Source organism: Flavobacterium aureirubrum, from assembly GCF_038739835.1.
GTDB lineage: Bacteria > Bacteroidota > Bacteroidia > Flavobacteriales > Flavobacteriaceae > Flavobacterium > Flavobacterium aureirubrum.
Genome location: NZ_JBCGDO010000006.1, coordinates 128270 through 147689 on the forward strand (window position 1 = coordinate 128270; position 19420 = coordinate 147689).

Consider the following 19420-nt stretch of genomic DNA (forward strand, 5'->3'; position numbering starts at 1 on the left):
AAGTTAGAAGTTAAATCTTCTCTTCCCTCTTCCCTCTTCCCTCTTCTAACTCAAAAAGTATGATTTTAGAAATAGTATCACCAGAAGCTACATTATTCAAAGGCGAAGTTACTTCGGTCTCTTTACCTGGAGTTAGCGGTTCGTTTCAAGTATTGAATAACCACGCCCCAATCGTTTCTATTTTAAAACACGGTGTTGTTAAAATTGAAGCCACTAGTTTTAATATTCAAAAAGAAGTAGCTGATAAATTTACCAAAGTAAACGATCAAAACTACCTTTTGGAAATCAATTCAGGAACTATCGAAATGAAAGACAATAAGGTAATTGTTTTAGCTGACTAAGATAATTTACCCGAACGTTGCTAACGGTAACGAAGTAAAATAGATAAACAAAGCCCCTAATTTTTAGGGGCTTTGACTTGATTAGTATTTCTCTTTTTGGAAACCCCAAGTGCGGATTTCCGCTTTGTAACTATCGGGATAGTTTGCTTTGATAGCCAATATTAAACAGTTCATTGTTTTTTTGAGCGAACTTTTTAAAGTATTTTTAGCATTTACTTTGCCAGAAATAGTTCCGTCTGTAGTACTAGCTTGATTCAATAAACTATCGTATTTTGTTTTTAGGTCTGTCCAAAAAGTGGTGCCAAACTCTTTAGTTCCAAAACCATTATAGGCAATACCATCAATCATAAGTTCTAATGCAGCCGAACGTTTGTTTCTATCTTTTGGAAAAACATATTTATCTTTTTGATGCAAAATTCCAAATGCCGAATATACACTTGCCGCTGCTTCTTTTTTAAACTTATCTACAATATATCCATTTACATAAGCTAATTAACCGTCAATTGTGTTATCCAATTGTTTTAATGCTTGTGTAACTTGAGGTCTGCTACCCCCAATTAGTTTTCTTGAAGAAAGCTCCGTTTTATAGGCAGAAGCCAGTGTTGAAAACTCAGATGAAGTAGTCCATAGTAAACTAACCTCTGGTGTAATTGCCCATTTTGTTGCTACATCCGTAGCTACTTTACCAAAATCAATATCAGCAGCAGGCACGTTGCTTGTACTGTTTGATTTTACATTTCCGTTTTGAGATGTTGTTACATCTGCCATGATTTCTAGTTTTTAAAATTGATTTAATAAGTGGCTTATTCACTACAAATAAGTGTTATTTTTAATACTATTCAAGTGCCAGTTTTTAGCTACTATTCGGTTATATGGCAATTTTAACATTATTTAACACGTTTATATTCAAATTATAACTGGTTTTTGCAGCACCCAGCCTTGTTAAAAAAAATTTAAAGTAGGGAGCTGCATCTACCTACTATGTTTAGAAAAATTTAGTGTAGGGAGCAGTAATATCCTGCCTTGTTTAGAATAATTTAGAGTAAGTTGAAGCAGTAACCTGACTTGTGCAGAAAAAAGGAACACTTTACTGAAATTATATTTTAAGGGATATAAAATAACAAAAGCAAGTTTGCCATCCTATGTTTGCAACATAGAGAATTTCTTTTTCGAATATTTGTCATTTACAACGAGAAAGAGTTGGTGGGAGAGTGAACAGCTTATTTATAGCTATTTAAACGAATCGACTCATAATGTCTTTATCTTTTCAAAGCAAAATGCCCTTTTACAATTCTTGTATCATCCAATTGTATAACATACCAATAATCATCTGACGGGACATTTTGACTATTAAATGTTCCATCCCATCCTTGTCCTGTGGGACTAATTTGTTTTAACAATTTTCCATATCTATCAAAAATTTGTAGTATTGATTTTGAATAGAAATTTTGATTTACACCATCAATATTCCAGTAGTCATTATATCCATCACCATTTGGTGTAAAATATTTTGGGATTCCTAACACACTAACTTGGGTGGGCGTTATCCCACATCCTTTTAAATCTTTTACATATACGGTGTAAATACCCGGCAAAACATTAGAAATTAGATTTGAAGTTTGATAATTTGAGTTATCTAAACTATACACATAGTCGCCAATGCTTGAAGCTGCTAATAAAATCATAATTGAGTTTTCTCCAACTAAATCGGTTACAACAACTGAATCGATTATTGCTAAATTTGATGCTGTAACTGTTATCGTTCGGGTGCTAAAACAACCGAGACTATTTTCAACTTCAACGGTATAAATTCCTTCGGTGTTTACTGTTAGTGAATATTGATTCTGATTTGGTATTAAATTATTATTTAAAAACCAAGTATAGGTATAGTTGTTTATTGTTGAAGTATCAACTAATCCTGCATTAATGATTTTTGTAAAATTTGGATTATCGCTACAGATTAACTCATTGCCCAATAAATTGATATCTGGAACTGAATTAACAACAAATGGAATAGTCATAGTAGCTTTACAAGAGGTGTTAATGGGATTAATTACTTCAACATTTATATTTTGTTGGGTTGTAATAAAAGGATTCGGTAATGGTGAAGGTAATGGATTATTATTTGCATCATAATAGTTTACAATCATCCCAGTTTGGCTACCTAAAATGGCGGATTGAAATGTTGACGTATTAAAAGGGAAACTTCCATTTTGCAAGGAAGGATTTGCTTCATCATCACACATTGTTGTTAAACTTGATGAAATTGTAAAAGCTTGAGGAAAATCATCAACAACAAATTGTATGGTTGTATTGTAATCACATTGTTTACCGTAGTTGTTTTTAACATTTACCGTAATAGTTTGAGATGCTGTTATAAAAGGATTTGGTAATGGGCTTGTTAACGAATTTCCATTTTGGTCAGTATAACTAACAATCACATTAGTTAGACCATTTAATAGTGAAGATTGTAAATTGGTAGTATCAAAACCAAAAATCCCATCTTGGTCATCGTCACAATGTTTTATAACCATGGGCTGAACGATAGGAATAGGTTCAACTATCAAAGTAATGTGATGTCCCAAACCTAGACATTCATTATCTAATTGACTATCCACACGAACATAAATATTTTGAGTATTTGGATAACCCGTATTGGTATAACTTGATGTATTAGAAATAGCGTTTTGCTCGGCTAACGCATCGGCAATATTTTTATAATAAGTGATGTCCAAAAGTTGCCCCATTGGGTACAAAGCTTGAATATCGGCAGTGGCACTACTAAAATTAAAAGTGGCAATTCCATCTGTATTTGATCCTGAAATTATAGCATCACATTCTCTAAAAACTCTCTGGAAAGTATAAGGGATTAATGTTGTAGAAACAATTAAATTAACTGATGCCACTCTATAACAACCATTGGTATTTTCAACTCTAACAAAAACTTGATCGGTACTTACGGTTTGATTACTATATGCTGTAAAATTTGAAATAGGATTAGAATTGGATTGTGCTTCAAGCTGTGTTTCAAAATAGGAAAAAGTCAAACCAGTTGTTGACGCAACCACCAACTCATTTACTTCACTAAGGTTAAAAGCACTAAAACCATCGTTGTTGTCGTCGCATTGTTTTAGTGAAACAGCTGAATTTGTCAAAGTAGGTTTTGGATAAATAGTAATTTGACGAGTATTTGAACCTGTGCCAAAAGCGGTAACTACACTTATACTAACATTATAAGTACCCGCATTTGCATAAGTATGAGTTGGATTTATACTATTTGAAGTTGAGCCATCCCCAAAATTCCAAGTAGCAGATAACACTGTTTGACTTGTTGAAAAATTAAAAACGGAAGGCTCTCCAATACAATTAGAATTAACAGTTATTGAAGGAGTAAAGAAAAACGATTGATTAAATGAGGGTAAGCCCTGTTTACTTTTTTTACCTCCAAGATAAAAACCGTCTCTCTGAAAATTACAAGCTATTCCGAGAACATTTGGATTATTTATTACACCCAAATAAAATCTACTTCCGAAAGCAACATAAATTTTATTATCAGGTCCCACTTGCATTTGACCGGGAATATTTCCGTTAAAAATAGTTATTTCTGAATTTGGAATATCAGTAGCATTCAAATTAAATTGATGAATCTTACCAAAACTGTTTGATATATACAATAAAGATTCATCAGGAGAAAATGCAGCTCCATACAATTCTCCACTTTCAGTAGTAAGAGTAATTTCATTTGATACTACCCCTGTCAAATTATTAAAGCTAAAAAGTTGAGCAATATCCATTACACTTGTAAATGCTAATTTTGAACCACTTGGAGATATTTTAATTGAACCCGCTTCAAAAAAGTCAGTAGAATTGCCGGTAATTACAGCACCAATATTTGTTATAGTTGGATTAAGATCTAAACCCAATGATGATAATCGATAAGCAAAAAAACTATTACTGTGTAACCCATGTACTATAATCCAATAATCTTGACCGTTACCGTGTTTGGTAACACCTAAATGTTCTCCGATAGGCGTTAGAACTAAAATATTTTTGTCAGCTGTTACTGCACCGTTACCTCCATCTAAAGTCATATCTACAATTGAATACCGAAAACCACTTGGGTTACTTTCTTCTGGTATTGTAAAAATGTAATAAAGATTGTTTGAACCTGGTTTAGGTACTATGGTTGCAGATTGAGTACTTGATGGATGTCCCATTAATCCGTTTCCATTTATCATTACTACATGGTTCTTATTGTAAACAGTAATTCCGTCTGTATAAAACAACAATTGACCACTTGAATTGGAAATAGTGGCACAACCTTCTTCGGTTACTAACTGTCCATTGGTTAATGCAACGGGAGAACCATTATTAAAATCCAGACCTGCATTTTCTCCAAAATACCAAATGTTCGCTTCTCCTTGTGCATGAGAAACCAACATTGATAAAATAAAAATGATGACTGAAATTTTTTTCAAAATAGTATTCTTTAGAACGCTACTCCCAATCCTAAATTTATAAACGTATTGTTTCCTGTGGTGTCTTTATAAAAATCATCTTTTGTTTTAGCTACTAAAAAAGTTGCATTAGCATCAATAAATATATTAGGATGAAAAAAATATTTTATTCCTGGCGCTAAAGTTATTCCATTGGTTTTTATATCTCGTTCTGGACTTACAATAATCCCGGTAATAGTAGGAGTTGATGTAAAAGAATCAAAGTAATAACCAATAGCTACATTTGCATTTAGTTTATTTTTTGCAAAATAATAGGAAGATGAAATATTCGGATTAAATCCCAATTTATTAGAAAAGTTAGTACTTTCTTTTGAACTAAAATAATAAACTTTTAAACCTGCATTGATGTCTAAATTGTCCCATTGCTTAACTTGATAATTAGCAAATCCACTAAATGGATTTTTAAAAATCTCATCATCATTAGTTAAAGAATAGGAAACTCCTAACTGAAACTTTTTTACTGTTTTTTCTTGTCCATAACAAATGGAACACAGTACTACAAAAACTAAAGTTGTTATTTTCTTCATGATTATTATTTTTAATTTGCCCATTCTACAAACACCTTGAATTCCAGATTTATTTCAGGAAAGGTATAAGTTATTGTAGTGGGTTTGGTTACTAAATAATTGGTAAAACTTATTTCCCTGTAATCTGGAGGACCATTTAATAAATCGGCTCCTGCAATGCCATTATCAATATCAACCAAACCAAATTTTAATGGTGCATTCGGATTTAGATATAAATTATCATTACTACAATCCCAAGTCATGCTGCCTTGATTATCAATTACATTTGATAGATACCAATAAGTCGGACTATAAATATTGTCTAATGGATTACCTAATTTGTTTTTTGAGAGTCCAAAACGCAAATCGGCTAAATGGTTTGGATTTGTTGCTGGAAATTCAGAGTCATAAGTGGTATTTATTCCATAAAAAGAAATTACTTGTACACCATTTATTTTTAGTGCATTTCCTCTTGAAACCGAAATTACCACTTGCTTTTCTGAAACCACATTATTTTGATTTTTAGCTCTAACCGAAATCGTTTTTTGCCCTAGTGTATCAAAATTAAAGTTCAATATATAACTTGTACCAAACTGTCTTTGAGCATAACCTCCCGTAGCAAAATTATCAGTAGATACCCATAATTCTTTGATTTCTTCAGTAGCACTTATCGATATAGTAAATGCTTGATCAACAACTACACTGGTTACTGATGGTGTAAGATTTATTGAAAATGGGTTACTGTTTTCATTATCATTACTTTCTGATGAGCAGTTTGTCATCAGTAAAGATAAAATCAGAATATAAATTGTATTTTTCATAATGTTAAAATTTTACCAGTCAGGTGAATAAATTAAATAGTTATCAGGTAACTTATATTTTATATATTCATATTTAAAATCCCCATAAAAACTAGTAATTGTATCTTTGTTTATCATAATTTTTTTCTTAACTAAAAAATTCCCAGATTGAGCAGAATTAGACATAAATTCAATTTCTAATTCATTTTTATATAATTTATAAAAACCCATTTCTGCTCTTTTAGGATTTAATAATTCTATCGAATTATATTTACTGTTTTTAAACTTAGCAATTCTACCATTCTTATAAAATTTTAATGCTTGGGGGATGTTAATATCTTGTTTGCCAAAGTTATAAATATTAGTTAGAATATAAATAGATGATGTATCGATTACTTTATAAAGTTCTAAATTTTCTAATGGTTTTATCGTAAATCGTGAAATTTTATATCTGTACTGATTAAACTCATTTTTCTTAGTAGAACAACTTATTTGTAATAATAAAACAATTAATATAACATGCTTTACCATGATGTAAAAATATTTGGAGTTTTGTGTTGAAAATAACCTTTAACATTCCAAGATGTATTTTGAAAACCAGCATCTCCAATTATTCCATGTATTGCCTTATCTTGAATTGCATGTCTAATACGTTCACTATTGATACCAACTCTATATCCTTTATAACCAACACTTAATGCTCCTAAACGATATTTGTTTCCAGTTTCATGAACATAACCTCTAGGAAATTTTGCTCCATATTGATCTTGAGTTCCAAATTTCCAATTTTTACCAATTTTCATATTTTCATTTTCATATTCTTGGTTATCTCTTCCTCTATAGCCTGTCATCAAATTAAATCCTGCAGTAAAATCTCCAATCGATAAATTTAGTGCCGCAGTTCTATAACTATCTCCTTTATCACCTAATTGTAATTGATCCATTCCAAAACCTCCATCGTTTTCATACATAACATTAAAATCATTACTGTGAAATCCAATTACTCCAGTTCTTTGGTTTAAATTATTTCCATCACTTCCAGCAGAACCCCTCCAAAAATTTGTACCTAAACTAAATCCAGTTTTGCCATCATCATAATTTGCCAATATAGAGTATCTAATTTCATTAGAGTTAGCTCCGAAGCCATTATAATTGCCATAAGACATAATACCTACACCACCTGAAAAACTCCAATCACCATCGCTATAGCTCACTCCAAAACTAACGCCAGCTCCAGAAGCATTACCAAAAGCAATAGAAGGAGAAATACTAAAACTCCAATCACCTACAGGAACACTTATTGCTGGGAAAAATGCAGCAACAAAAGATGATGCGGCGGCATTACCCGCTGCACTTAATGTGACGCATGTTGCACTTGCACCTCCAAGACCACCAGTTAAAGCACCAACTGCAGCACCTCCAACAACAGCCATACCGAAACCACCCCAAGACCAATTTCCTGTCTGAATGGCATGAGCAATATAACCTGCTCCGCCAGCTATTGCACCTACAATTGCTGCAACAACTAAAACTGGTAATTCTCCACTAGCATCAGAATATTTTAATGGATTATTTAACACATAACTATATCTGTTAAATGCTTGCGTATTTTGTGGGTCTGAAATAAAATTATCAGGCTGTAAAAATCTATGAATCACAGGGTCATACAATCGACCATTCATGTGGATTAAAACAACCCCTTGTAAATGTTCGTGCCCAGTATATCCTCTTTCTATGACGGTTAATTTAGTTAAATTATTTCCAGCACCGTCTTGTATTCTTTTGATATTTCCCCATGCATCAAATAATCGTTTTTCAACCACTGCGCCTGCTTGGTTAGTAACCGCAACTATACTTCCTAAATAATCTCTGTGGAGATACATGTATTGTTGAGTAGTACCGTCGCTTTTCAATATTACTGGTGCAGTATAGCCATCACCTCCTATATAAGTTATAAATTCAACAGTACCATTAACCATATCCTGCTTAATCTCCATAGTTCCATCTGCCGAATAATGTTTTCTAAATCTTCTTGATAATTTATTGGTTTCTAAACTGCCATAATACATAGTAGAACGGCTGTTGTTCATATTGTAAATAAAACTAATTTTGTCTTTTCCTTCTTCAATTATATCAATAGGACTTTTAAAAGCATTATAAGTAATGTCTAAATTAGCCCTATTTTGATAATAATTTTGATAATCAGGTTTAGTAATAATTGAACTATTTTGAAAATGTTTTGGAACAGAATTAGCTTGATTTATATTGGTGTAGTTATAAGTACCAACATTATTTTCATTAATTCTTCCAAGAGTGTCATACGATTGAAAGTCATCAACGCTAAGTGTAAAAGTAATATTATCTAAATGAAAGGACATTGATGCATTTGATACATTTGGATTGCTAATATCTAATTTTACAAATACATTACAGCCCGAATTAACAATGGTTTTAGCGTATGAAAAATTGCCAGGTGTTATAGGGATTGATGAAGTACTTACTACAATTCCTGTACTTATGTTTTTCTCATAAATACGTAAATTAAGAATGGTACCGTTTGCAGTAGAATAATTTTGAAAAACACCCTTTACATTGATGGTTTTACCCGAAACGGAGTTAGAAAGTACTAGTTTTTCAGTCCCTTTACCTTGTCCAATCGCTGTGGTTAAAAGTCCACCATTAGTTAAACTTAATGTTGCTCCTGCAACAGATTGAAAACCTTCAGTAGAAGTCGTACTAAATGTATGGTTTGATAGTAAATCTCCAGTTTCTTTCCAATTAGTTAATCGGTCTAAATTATCATAGGTAAAATTTTCTTGATAATCAAACATACTATTATACCTACTGGTCAAATTCCCTCTTTGTGTCTCAAAAACAGTATTTAGAGTCATTATATTAACAGCAGGGGAAGTTGTCTTATCGTGTTTGAATTGAGTTGGGAGACCATATTGGTCATAGGTATTAGTAACTGAAATACCGTTACCATAATTTCCATTAGTTAGTTGACCACGAGCATTAACTTTTGAGGTTTGCCACAACACTTGATTAGTAGCATCGTCTAAAATTTGCCAATGATGTCCATTTTTATAGGTGTTTTTTACCCATTTATCAGAACGTTTATTATCAGATGTGTTTACAGCTGTATATAGTTCTTTTTCTGGTCTTCCAAAAGCATCAAAAAAAGTAGCTCTTTGGTAATAGGCATTAAAACCACTTTCATCATTGAAGTTTATTCTTTTGTAATTGTCATATCCATAGGAATATAAAGTATAAAAACCTCCAGCAAAGTCATCATATCTGGTATTGGTTAATAACTTCGTTGTTGGATTGTAGGTATAAGTAGTTTTAGTATTTGTTGGGTCTCCGCCTGTACCTTGAATTGTTTTTACTGTAACTTTTCCAAAATTGTCAATTGTATATGAAGTTTCACCCTTAGGAGTAATTTCTTTTTTCATTTCCCCAAATTCATTGTACTGATATTCATAAGTACCTGCACTTGGATCAATTAATTTTGTTTTTCTGCCCCAACCATCTTGTTCTACAGCAACTATTACCCCGCCAAAATTAGATTGTTTCAAATTTCCATTGGCATAATATTGGTAGTTAATGGTACCACCATTATCGGTCTTTGAAACAATGTTTCCTAATGAATTTTTAATTACAGTGGCATTGCTCACGCCATCGCTGGCAGTAGTAGTTAAACCATCATAATTAATATTTGAAGTTTTACCTGTATGCTCTACAACTTGTGTAGTTCTTCCATAAAAATCATATGTAGTTGTACTGAATAAACCAGACCACTGAGGGAGTAGTGATAGTTGTGGTTCGTAAGATTTTCTCTCTCTATCATAAATATCATACTCAAAAGTTTTCCAACTATTATTTGATTCTGAGCTACTCGCATCATTAATTGTTCTAAATCCTTCAGCAATTTTTCTACCTAAATCATCATACCAACTAAAAGTTGAAGAGTTGTCATCACCAGAGGTACTTAGCACAAAATTACCACTTAAACCAGCACTTAGCCATGAATACGATAGATTTAAATTTTTACCTAAATAATCAGTCTCTTTTATTTTCTTACCCCAAACATCATATCCGTATGTAGTAATTAATGGATAACCCGCATTTGAAGGTAGCGTTTCAGTTAAAAGTAGTCCATTACTTGTATTATAAGTGTAAGAAGTTACTAGGCCTTCTATATCAGTACTTGACATCAAAAATCTACCCGTCGGATCATAAGTAAAATTAGTAATTCTGGGTGTTAATCCTACTGCTGTAATTTTCTTTTGTCTTATGTTTCCAAAAACATCATAAATACTATTATCTTCCGTTAAATAGTTAGTCAAATGCCCTTTTTTCTGTATGTTAGAAACCAAATGAGCGGTATTATAGGTGTAAATTTCTTCACCAGTCATGGTGTCTCCGTTATGTGTTACTGAAGAATTTTTCTTTTTTAATCTACCAATTACATAAGTAGGACTTGTTGTAGATGGAAAATATTCTATATTCACAACCTCTGTTCTCTCTGTGGTTGTTCCATTTTTAGATAAAGAAGTTGTTGTGAGTGGGTTGTTATTAGTGTCGTAAGTTGTTGTAACTTCTTTTGAAGTTACCTCTAAGCCATTTGATGAAATTGTAACTGTATTATTAATTTTATAAACCTTGTTAGATAGCAATTGATCTACATAAGTCATATTCGTTTTATTTATAAAACTAGAAGGAGAATAGTTCGTAAAATTACCAAAGGTTTCCCCTAAAACAGAAAATGTTTCAATAGCAGCACCTCTTTTTGTAATATCGTGTTTTGATACTGAGGAAATTACAGGATTATCATCATTAAACCAATTAGTTCTTGCCAAACCTCTAAATCCTAAAAACCCTAATCCTTCCACATTTGATACTGCTCCATAATATTTTAACTTTTGTTGTTTATATTGTGTAGCAGTAACTTGCTCTAATTTTGAAACAATTCTGAAATTATTTGCAACTTTAATATCAAAATTTGGATAATTTTCTGTGGATGTTGATGGAAAAAAAGCGTTATCGTATGAAAGATCATCGTTATTCAAGGGCTGGTAAGAAATTACTTCTTTAACGCCATTACCAAGAATAATTTCTTTAAGTGAAGTATCAATAACGTTATCTTTAGGGGACAAAGCACTATAAATATTGTTGTTGGAAATAAAACTAATTTGCTTATTTGAGTTTTCTTTATCAAAAGAAAGCGAAACTGGAATAGGAAAATGATTTATACCAGTATTATCTTGTTTTACTGTAAACATTGATGACTCAAAAGTTGTGCCTTTGTTAGCAAAATATCTAACAGATATAAATCTATTTTGATTGACCCAATTAGCGGCACCAGAATGAACATATCTGCATCTTGTAATTATAAAATCTGTTTTTCCATCATTATTAAAATCGTTAGGGATAATTTGTTGAATGGTACTTGCATTTCCATCATAAAAATTTGGTAAATATGGAAATCCTGTATCAAATTCGGTATATGCTACATTATTACCTATTGAAATATATTTTGTAAATAGGTTACTTTCATGCACTTTAGGAATCATAAAATCAGCTTTTCCATCACCATTATAATCTCCCATTAATATAGGTTTTGATAAGTTAATATTTGTAGAATTAATTGTAGTTATTAATATTATATTGTTGCTATTGTTTAAAGTATAAACTCTGCAAATATTATCATCAAAAATAAAAATATCAGTTTTTCCATCACCATTAAAATCTGCTGTAATAAATTTTGAATTGTTTGTAGTCTGAAAATAACCTGCAACAATGGGAGTGTTAGTTGTTAATCGTCTATCTAAATCAAAAAAATAAACTTTACCCCCACTATACGATTGTGTTGATGAAGTGCAATAATTTTGTATAGAATAGGTAAGTGATTTTTCAATGATTAAAACGTCTGTTAATCCATCACCATTAAAATCACCACTTGCGTATTCTTTAGGTATTTCTCTTACTATTTCAGTCCATGTAGGTTCTGTAACAATTGGATCGATTGGGTCTCCCGTTCCCGGGTCTAAAATAGGATTAGTCCCGCCACCATTGCCACAAGGATACTTCCAATAGCTATAAGTTATTTTAGGAAATTGATATGTTTTTTCATATTGGAAATAAATGGGGTTAGCAATACCCGTTGAATAATTCTTGAAAGAAGTTAAATTAGAGCTTGTATTATGCTGTATAACACACCAACCCTGCATGGGCATTAATTTATTGTTCCAGCTCAACCACGATGTTGGAAATATTTCCGTAAAAGTGCCAACATTGTGCTCACTTCCAATATTTAATCCCGTTCCCTGTATGTCGCTAAAAAGCCAATACTTCTTATTAGAATTGGCCCCAGTTGTAGGATAAAGAATAATATCCATATTGCCATCACCATCAAAATCACCTTGAACAGTAGCTGAATTGTCAGACCTAATATTACCAATTGATAATGTTGCTGAATTTGTATTGAAAGCTATGTCTTCAATAGTTGTTTCGTAGTTAAAAACTGTTGGATTAAAACTTTTTGTGTTATCGCCACTTTTTTCAGTAATACTTTTCAACCTTTCATAGCCTAGTGAGGTTGCTTCATGAGAAAGAAGATAATTTCTAAAACCAATATTATGTCCTTTAACCCTGATTTCACTTAAAATAGTACTTCTTACAAAAGATTGCCCTCCAATATATGCTTGTTCTTGTCTTGTTCTATTTTTATAAACAAAAGATATCTCATTGATAGGAGTGGTTGTTAATCTGGTTCCATAGCTAACAGTACTAATTGATAAATTATTATTTGACAAAACATAATTATATGAAATTCTTACTCCTTGAGGGTTTTGCCAATATGTTATTGCCCAGTCTGTTAATGATCTTGAGGTGGTAGAATTACCATAGTGAGCTATAGAACCGTCTGGATATTGCACAATAAAATAGGCAGGACCATAATTGGCACCACTTGGATGTACTCCATAGGATGTAATTTGAACATTTGAAAAACTTTCTGTTTCATAAACTGTTCCATTGGCTCCATAAACACCAGTCGTTCCATTTTTTACTATTAATCGTTGTCCATCAAGGGCAAATCTATCTAAACTATTAAAATCAACACCATCAATAATATTATCGTGAAATTTAGTAGTTGGAATTCTTGTAATTACAGAAACTCCTGAGATATTCCATCCATAACCAGCCAAACCATTTCCTCCTTGACTATTATAACTTAAAGATACTTGTGGCACTATACCATTAATACCAGGCGGAACAGCAATAGGTATATTGTAAGTCGCTCCACCTGTTAAAGACACCGAAAGTTGTCCTTCAGTAACACCCACTTCTGTTGAATTACCAGTTGGAGTACTTGGGGTTGCATTAGAGATGGTTGTTGCATTTCTATTTGCTATAACGCTTTTTTCTTGTATATCACCTCTTTTTATTGGTATAATTCCATGCACAGGAGAATTACCAAAAACATCTTCTTGTGAAAACGAAACAACGGAATTTAATAAAAAATAAAATAATACTATCTTTTTCATGGTTTAATTTTTAACAATTTTTATAGATTTTTGATCGCCATTAGTATAATTCAAATTTAAAAAATAAATTCCTGTAGGATAATCTTGAAATGATATTACAAGTGAATTTTGTGATAAATTTTCTTTTATAGATTTCAATACTTGTCCATTCAAAGTGAATACATCAATACTTGAAACTTTATTTTCATTTATCAATTCCCACTTTAAAAATAATTCTTCTTTAACTGGATTAGGATAATAAGAGATGACATCCTCGGGGAAAAACTTTTGCAAATCTGTATCTTCTAGATTAGAAATATCTTTGTAATCTTCTTGTGCATTCCTTGAAAAACAAGTTATACACCATCTTCTTTGAATTTGATTTCCTGCTGCATCATATTCAAAACGAATTTTTTGGGCATTCGACAATAGCCCATAAAAACAAAAAAAGGTAAATAGTAATTTTTTCATAGTAAAGTGAATTATTAAGTAGTTAGGTTAATTTCTTTATCCTCGGTAGTAATTTTAATAGTTTCTTTATTTTTCCATAAGGAACAAATGAAACACGATAACGGTCAAAAATGATAGCTTTCTATAAATTTTTAATTCATTGCTCAAAACTATATATCACTTGTTAATTTATAGGTAAGCAAAAATTGTACATTTTCATTTATTTTAGGAAATAATCTAAAATCTTTATTAAGCCACTCAATCTAATGTTTCAGCGTACTATTAATTTCAAATTTCAATCCAATTCGGGTAGATTGAAAAAATTCCGTAACAAACTTAACAATAAATTAGTAAGAAAAAAAAGATTTTTTAAATTATATTAACAAAATTAAAATAAAATAATCGATACAGTTTTAATGATATTATAAACACCAAGTTGTTATACCTCTGGAGTCCTAGACCTGTTGTCATTGTTTCGTCGCTTCGAGCTTTGCTGTAATGTCATTCGAAGGTGAAATATCTTCTATTGTCATTTTAAAAAAGAAGAACGTAGCATAACAAATATTAAGATTAAAAAACTGAGAAAACTCAACATTATTGTTGGGCTTTTTTTATTTTTGGATAATGGAAAATGATAACGAATACGAATTGATTGTTTCACAAGGCAAGTTGCCATTGTGGAGAGTTATAGTAGCGTCATTGTTTTTTTCATTTATGATTTATATGCTGTATTTACTTTGTCTTCTATTTAGCAAGGTTGAGTTGGATAATGTAAAACCAAAAGGAATAGCAGGAATAATTGAAATTGCAGCATTTTGTTTTGCGGGTGGTGTTTCTTTTTCAATAACAAAAAATATTCTAATTGATTTGGATAAAGAAAAATTAGTTTCAATTTATATGGTCGGTCCATTTTCGAGAAAAGTAATTAAAGCGCTCCCTGAACTTGAATATATTTCTGTATTTAAGATTGATGAATACAAATATGAAGTTAACCTTTGGTATTTAGGAAACAAACATTACAAAATGTACACGTTTAACGAAAAGGAACCCGCGATTCAATTTGGCATACTGGCTGCCATAAAGCTAAATATCAATTTATTAGACGCTACCGAAAAAGGAAACTACAAATGGATTGAAAAAGAAACCATATGAAACTCCCAAAATCACTTAAAACTAAACTCGAGCAACGCGAAGCGAATAAAGCACTTCGCACGTTACCGGTTTCAAAAGGTTTAATTGATTTTGCTTCCAATGATTACCTAGGTTTTGCTCATAGTGAAACCATTTTCAATGCAACCCATCAGTATCTTTTAGACAACAATATCAAAATAAACGGAGCAACGGGTTCCAGATTGCTTTCGGGAAATCATTCTTTATATCATACCACAGAAACGTTTATAGCTAATTTTCATCAATCGGAAACCGCTTTAATTTTCAATTCGGGTTATGATGCTAATGTTGGTTTCTTTGGTTCAGTTCCTCAACGAAATGATGTTATTCTATACGATGAACTGTGTCATGCTTCTATTCGTGATGGAATTCAAATGAGCCATGCCAAGAGTTTTAAGTTTCAGCATAACGATTTAGAAGAATTAGAAAAATTAATCATAAAATTCCAACAACCCGAAACCCGAAACGCTCAACCCGAAACAATTTTCATCGTTACCGAAAGTGTATTTTCTATGGATGGCGATTGTCCCAACTTTGAAGAATTAGTGGCGCTATCCGAAAAATACAAGACGTATTTAGTAGTGGATGAAGCACATGCGTTGGGTGTTTTTGGTGAGCGAGGCGAAGGAGTCGTGCAAAGTTTAGGTTTTCAAGACAAAGTCTTTGCCCGCATTATGACTTTCGGAAAAGGATTGGGTTGTCATGGTGCAGCTATTTTAGGTAGTTCTGAATTAAATAGCTATTTGGTCAACTTTGCCCGAAGTTTCATTTATACAACAGGACTTTCTCCTCATTCTGTTGCTACTATTTTGGTTGCCTACAAGCAATTAGAAGTTGAGCAAAACGCATTAAACGCATTAAAAAACAATATCACTCACTTCAATCAGGAGAAAAACCGATTGGGATTAAAACCATTGTTTGTTTATAGCAAATCGGCCATTCAATGTGCCATTATTCCGGGAAATGAAAGCGTGAAAAATATCGCCAAGCAACTGCAAGAAAAAGGATTTGATGTAAAACCTATTTTGTCTCCAACTGTTCCCGAAGGTCAAGAACGATTACGTTTTTGTTTGCATAGCTATAATTCAGAAACAGAAATCACAGAAGTTTTACAGTTGTTGAGTACCTTTGTATTCTAACTATGGAAGAAGAAAAATTTAAATTACTACGACGATTTCAATACACAAGCGAAGCTATTATTTTCCAAGGTAAATTAGAGAGCCAAGGAATTGAGGTTTTTTTGCGAGATAACAATATAGTCGATTCTAATCCGCTTTATAGTAATGCTGTTGGTGGTGTAAAATTGTTTGTGAAAACAGAAGATTTTGAAAGAGCCAACGATATTTTAGGAGAAGTCAGCCTGTATTCTGTTGAAGACGAAAATCAACCGATACAATGTCCAAAATGTAGTGCAACAACAATAGATTTGGTTACTTCTATCAAAGATTGGAAGTCTTTTATATCTTATGCTTTATTCATTGTGACGGCTATTTTTCCTTTTGTGGCGCGATATAAATACAAATGCAATACATGTAAATTTGAGTTTAATTAGAAAAACTACAATACTGAACCCCTCATTTTGATAAAAATCCTTGCGTGCTTTGCGAAAAACTTTGCGAACTTTGCGGTTAAATAAAAATTATGAAATTATTCATCACAGGAATTGGAACTGACGTGGGCAAAACAGTAGCGTCAGCCATAGTAACCGAAGCATTAGAAGCCGATTATTGGAAACCCATACAAGCAGGAGATTTAGACCATTCAGACAGTCATAAAGTGAAGGCTCAAGTCTCCAACACTAAGTCGGTTTTTCATCCCAACGCTTATGCATTGAACACGCCAGCAAGTCCACACTATGCTGCGGCAGTAGATGATATCACTATTGATTTAAAACAAATTAAAGAGCCAATGACTACTAATCATCTCGTTATTGAAGGTGCAGGTGGCGTTTTGGTTCCTTTGAATGATACGGATTGTGTTATTGATCTAATTCAAAAAGAGTATAAAGTTATTGTTGTTTCTCGTCATTATTTGGGCAGTATCAATCATACGTTATTGACTTTTGAAGCCTTGAAAAGCAGAGGAATTAGCATAGCAGGGATTATTTTTTCGGGAGATGAAAATAAAGCCACTGAGGCAATTATCTTGAGTAAAACTAAAGCCAAATTCATTGGACGTATTGACAACGAACCTTATTTTGATGCCAATGTTACGCGATACTATGCTGATAAATTCAGAGAAAATCTATTAAGTCTCTAATCTGAAATCAAACATAGTGCTTCAACAATCAGAAATCTAATGAACCTATCCGAAAAAGACCAACTCTACAACTGGCATCCTTATACGCAACACAAAACTACGGGTTTGTTGCCTGCTATTGTCAAGGGCGATGGCGCTTTGCTATGGGATGAAAACGGTAAAGAATATATCGATGCCATTGCTTCTTGGTGGGTGAATCCTTATGGACATTCTAATAAAACGATTGCCGATGCTATTTACAAGCAATTAACCACTTTGGAACACGTACTTTTTGGCGGTTTTACCAATAAACCCGCGGTGGAATTAGCCGAAAAGTTACTGACTATCTTGCCCCAAAATCAAAAAAAATTGTTCTTTTCTGACAATGGTTCTACGGCAGTTGAAGTGGCGTTAAAAGCCGCTTTACAGTACAATTATAATCAAGGGATAATTAAAACAAAAGTCATTGCGTTTGAAGACGCTTTTCATGGTGACACTTTCGGGGCGATGGCATCGAGTGGCATTACTTTTTTTACCGAAGCTTTCAAAGGGTCGTTGCTCGAAGTGGTTCGTATTCCTGTGCCGACAAAAGGAAATGAAACCAATAGTTTGACAGCAATAGAAAGTTTAATTGCAACGGGAGATTTTGCCGCTTTTATCTTTGAGCCACTATGTCAAGGTGCAGCTGGAATGGTGATGTATTCGGCAGAAGTTTTAGACCAAATGATTTCACTTTGCCAAAAACATAAAGTATTTACAATAGCCGATGAAGTCATGACGGGTTTTGGCAAAACGGGTAAGACCTTCGCCAGTGATTATTTGGTCAATAAACCCGATATGCTATGCTTGTCAAAAGCGTTGACTGGCGGTACGATCCCGATGGCTATCACGTCGTTTACTCAAGAAATATTTGACGGATTTTATCATGACGATGTTAACAAAGCCCTTTTTCACGGACATACATTCACAGCAAACCCTACAGGTTGTGCGGCAGCATTGGCTAGTATTGCGGTATTGGAAACCCAAGAAATGCAAGACAATATCCAACGAATACATCAAAAACATTTGGTTTTTCAGGAGAAAATACAACAGCATCCCAAAGTAAAAACAACCAGAGTCCTCGGTGTCATCTTCGCGCTAGAAATCATAACCGAAACCCAGGAAAGTTATTATGGTACGATGCGCAACAAACTTTATAATTTCTTTATTGCCAATGGAGTAATTCTGCGTCCAGTTGGCAATATTGTTTATATACTTCCGCCTTATATCATAACCGAAGAACAACTCAACAAAGTGTATGCAATTGTGGAGCAAGCCGTTGAAATGGTTTAAATTTTAGTCTCAGATTATACGGATCAAACCGATATATTAAAAATCTGCGTTTATCTGTTTAAATCTGTTTTATCCGTGTGCTATTTTGCGAAAAACTTTGCGACCTTTGCGGAGCAAAATAGTTACACAGAGCCACACGAAGATTTCTCAGAGATTCACAGAGAAATTAAATGAATTAATGTTTTAAAAATCCGCGCTTATCTGCTTAAATCCGTTTTATCCGTGTGCCATTTTTCAAAAAACTTTGCGACCTTTGGGGAGCAAAATAGTTACACAGCGCCACACGAAGATTTCTCAGAGATTCACAGAGAAATTAAATGAATTAATTTTTTAAAAATCCGCGCTTATCTGCTTAAATCCGTTTTATCCGTGTGCCATTTTGTAAAAAACTTTGCGACCTTTGGGGAGCAAAATAGTTACACAGCGCCACACGAAGATTTCTCAGAGATTCACAGAGAAATTAAATGAATTAATTTTTTAAAAATCCGCGCTTATCTGCTTAAATCCGTTTTATCCGTGTGCCATTTTGTAAAAAAC

The 19420-nt window shown here is 32.7% G+C and carries 14 protein-coding genes; 6 read left to right on the forward strand and 8 right to left on the reverse strand.

Going from position 1 to position 19420, the window contains the following annotated elements; translation table 11 throughout:
* The first annotated feature begins 59 nt into the window (after positions 1-59).
* Positions 60-341 (forward strand): F0F1 ATP synthase subunit epsilon, encoded by a 282-nt coding sequence (locus WFZ85_RS06810; protein ID WP_342695539.1) that lies wholly within the window; start codon positions 60-62, stop codon positions 339-341.
* An 81-nt stretch (positions 342-422) separates the two neighbouring features.
* On the opposite strand, the gene WFZ85_RS06815 is transcribed toward WFZ85_RS06810, so the two are convergent.
* From WFZ85_RS06815 to WFZ85_RS06850, 8 genes are all read right to left on the reverse strand, one after another.
* On the reverse strand, positions 423-755 hold the full coding sequence (locus WFZ85_RS06815) for a hypothetical protein (protein ID WP_342695540.1): 333 nt from the start codon (positions 753-755) through the stop codon (positions 423-425).
* A gap of 78 nt (positions 756-833) precedes the next feature.
* Complete coding sequence (locus WFZ85_RS06820) at positions 834-1109, reverse strand: hypothetical protein (protein ID WP_342695541.1); 276 nt, start codon at positions 1107-1109, stop codon at positions 834-836.
* Between the two features lie 491 nt (positions 1110-1600).
* Positions 1601-4819, reverse strand: coding sequence for a T9SS type B sorting domain-containing protein (locus WFZ85_RS06825; protein ID WP_342695542.1), 3219 nt, complete (start codon positions 4817-4819; stop codon positions 1601-1603).
* A gap of 11 nt (positions 4820-4830) precedes the next feature.
* Positions 4831-5385, reverse strand: coding sequence for an outer membrane beta-barrel protein (locus WFZ85_RS06830; protein ID WP_342695543.1), 555 nt, complete (start codon positions 5383-5385; stop codon positions 4831-4833).
* A gap of 11 nt (positions 5386-5396) precedes the next feature.
* Positions 5397-6185, reverse strand: a complete 789-nt coding sequence (locus WFZ85_RS06835; RefSeq protein ID WP_342695544.1) for a hypothetical protein — start codon at positions 6183-6185, stop codon at positions 5397-5399.
* Between the two features lie 12 nt (positions 6186-6197).
* Positions 6198-6695 (reverse strand): hypothetical protein, encoded by a 498-nt coding sequence (locus WFZ85_RS06840; RefSeq protein WP_342695545.1) that lies wholly within the window; start codon positions 6693-6695, stop codon positions 6198-6200.
* Positions 6689-13714, reverse strand: coding sequence for a polymorphic toxin type 23 domain-containing protein (locus tag WFZ85_RS06845; protein WP_342695546.1), 7026 nt, complete (start codon positions 13712-13714; stop codon positions 6689-6691). The genes WFZ85_RS06840 and WFZ85_RS06845 overlap by 7 nt, the downstream gene beginning before the upstream one ends.
* 3 nt (positions 13715-13717) lie before the next feature.
* Complete coding sequence (locus WFZ85_RS06850) at positions 13718-14164, reverse strand: T9SS type A sorting domain-containing protein (RefSeq protein ID WP_342695547.1); 447 nt, start codon at positions 14162-14164, stop codon at positions 13718-13720.
* 603 nt (positions 14165-14767) lie between these two features.
* Here WFZ85_RS06850 and WFZ85_RS06855 point away from each other — a divergent pair.
* The 5 genes from WFZ85_RS06855 to bioA all read left to right on the forward strand — a co-directional run bounded on the left by WFZ85_RS06855 (position 14768) and on the right by bioA (position 18883).
* Positions 14768-15295, forward strand: a complete 528-nt coding sequence (locus tag WFZ85_RS06855) for a hypothetical protein (RefSeq protein WP_342695548.1) — start codon at positions 14768-14770, stop codon at positions 15293-15295.
* Positions 15292-16452, forward strand: coding sequence for an aminotransferase class I/II-fold pyridoxal phosphate-dependent enzyme (locus tag WFZ85_RS06860; RefSeq protein ID WP_342695549.1), 1161 nt, complete (start codon positions 15292-15294; stop codon positions 16450-16452). Before WFZ85_RS06855 ends, WFZ85_RS06860 begins: the two co-directional genes overlap by 4 nt.
* Before the next feature lie 2 nt (positions 16453-16454).
* Positions 16455-16865 (forward strand): putative signal transducing protein, encoded by a 411-nt coding sequence (locus WFZ85_RS06865; protein ID WP_342695550.1) that lies wholly within the window; start codon positions 16455-16457, stop codon positions 16863-16865.
* A gap of 89 nt (positions 16866-16954) precedes the next feature.
* On the forward strand, positions 16955-17572 hold the full coding sequence (gene bioD, locus WFZ85_RS06870) for a dethiobiotin synthase (RefSeq protein ID WP_342695551.1): 618 nt from the start codon (positions 16955-16957) through the stop codon (positions 17570-17572).
* A 39-nt stretch (positions 17573-17611) separates the two neighbouring features.
* A complete protein-coding gene (gene bioA / locus WFZ85_RS06875; protein ID WP_342695552.1) occupies positions 17612-18883 on the forward strand; it encodes an adenosylmethionine--8-amino-7-oxononanoate transaminase in 1272 nt (423 codons plus the stop codon).
* Positions 18884-19420: the final 537 nt, after the last annotated feature.

Excerpts from the sequence above, each read along its gene's own strand:
- WFZ85_RS06830 (WP_342695543.1), bottom strand. The coding sequence starts at position 5,385 with ATGAAGAAAATAACAACTTTAGTTTTTGTAGTACTGTGTTCCATTTGT.
- bioD (WP_342695551.1), top strand. The coding sequence starts at position 16,955 with ATGAAATTATTCATCACAGGAATTGGAACTGACGTGGGCAAAACAGTA.
- WFZ85_RS06860 (WP_342695549.1), top strand. The coding sequence starts at position 15,292 with ATGAAACTCCCAAAATCACTTAAAACTAAACTCGAGCAACGCGAAGCG.
- WFZ85_RS06850 (WP_342695547.1), bottom strand. The coding sequence starts at position 14,164 with ATGAAAAAATTACTATTTACCTTTTTTTGTTTTTATGGGCTATTGTCG.
- WFZ85_RS06840 (WP_342695545.1), bottom strand. The coding sequence starts at position 6,695 with ATGGTAAAGCATGTTATATTAATTGTTTTATTATTACAAATAAGTTGT.
- WFZ85_RS06820 (WP_342695541.1), bottom strand. The coding sequence starts at position 1,109 with ATGGCAGATGTAACAACATCTCAAAACGGAAATGTAAAATCAAACAGT.
- WFZ85_RS06810 (WP_342695539.1), top strand. The coding sequence starts at position 60 with ATGATTTTAGAAATAGTATCACCAGAAGCTACATTATTCAAAGGCGAA.
- WFZ85_RS06845 (WP_342695546.1), bottom strand. The coding sequence starts at position 13,714 with ATGAAAAAGATAGTATTATTTTATTTTTTATTAAATTCCGTTGTTTCG.
- WFZ85_RS06835 (WP_342695544.1), bottom strand. The coding sequence starts at position 6,185 with ATGAAAAATACAATTTATATTCTGATTTTATCTTTACTGATGACAAAC.
- bioA (WP_342695552.1), top strand. The coding sequence starts at position 17,612 with ATGAACCTATCCGAAAAAGACCAACTCTACAACTGGCATCCTTATACG.
- WFZ85_RS06855 (WP_342695548.1), top strand. The coding sequence starts at position 14,768 with ATGGAAAATGATAACGAATACGAATTGATTGTTTCACAAGGCAAGTTG.
- WFZ85_RS06865 (WP_342695550.1), top strand. The coding sequence starts at position 16,455 with ATGGAAGAAGAAAAATTTAAATTACTACGACGATTTCAATACACAAGC.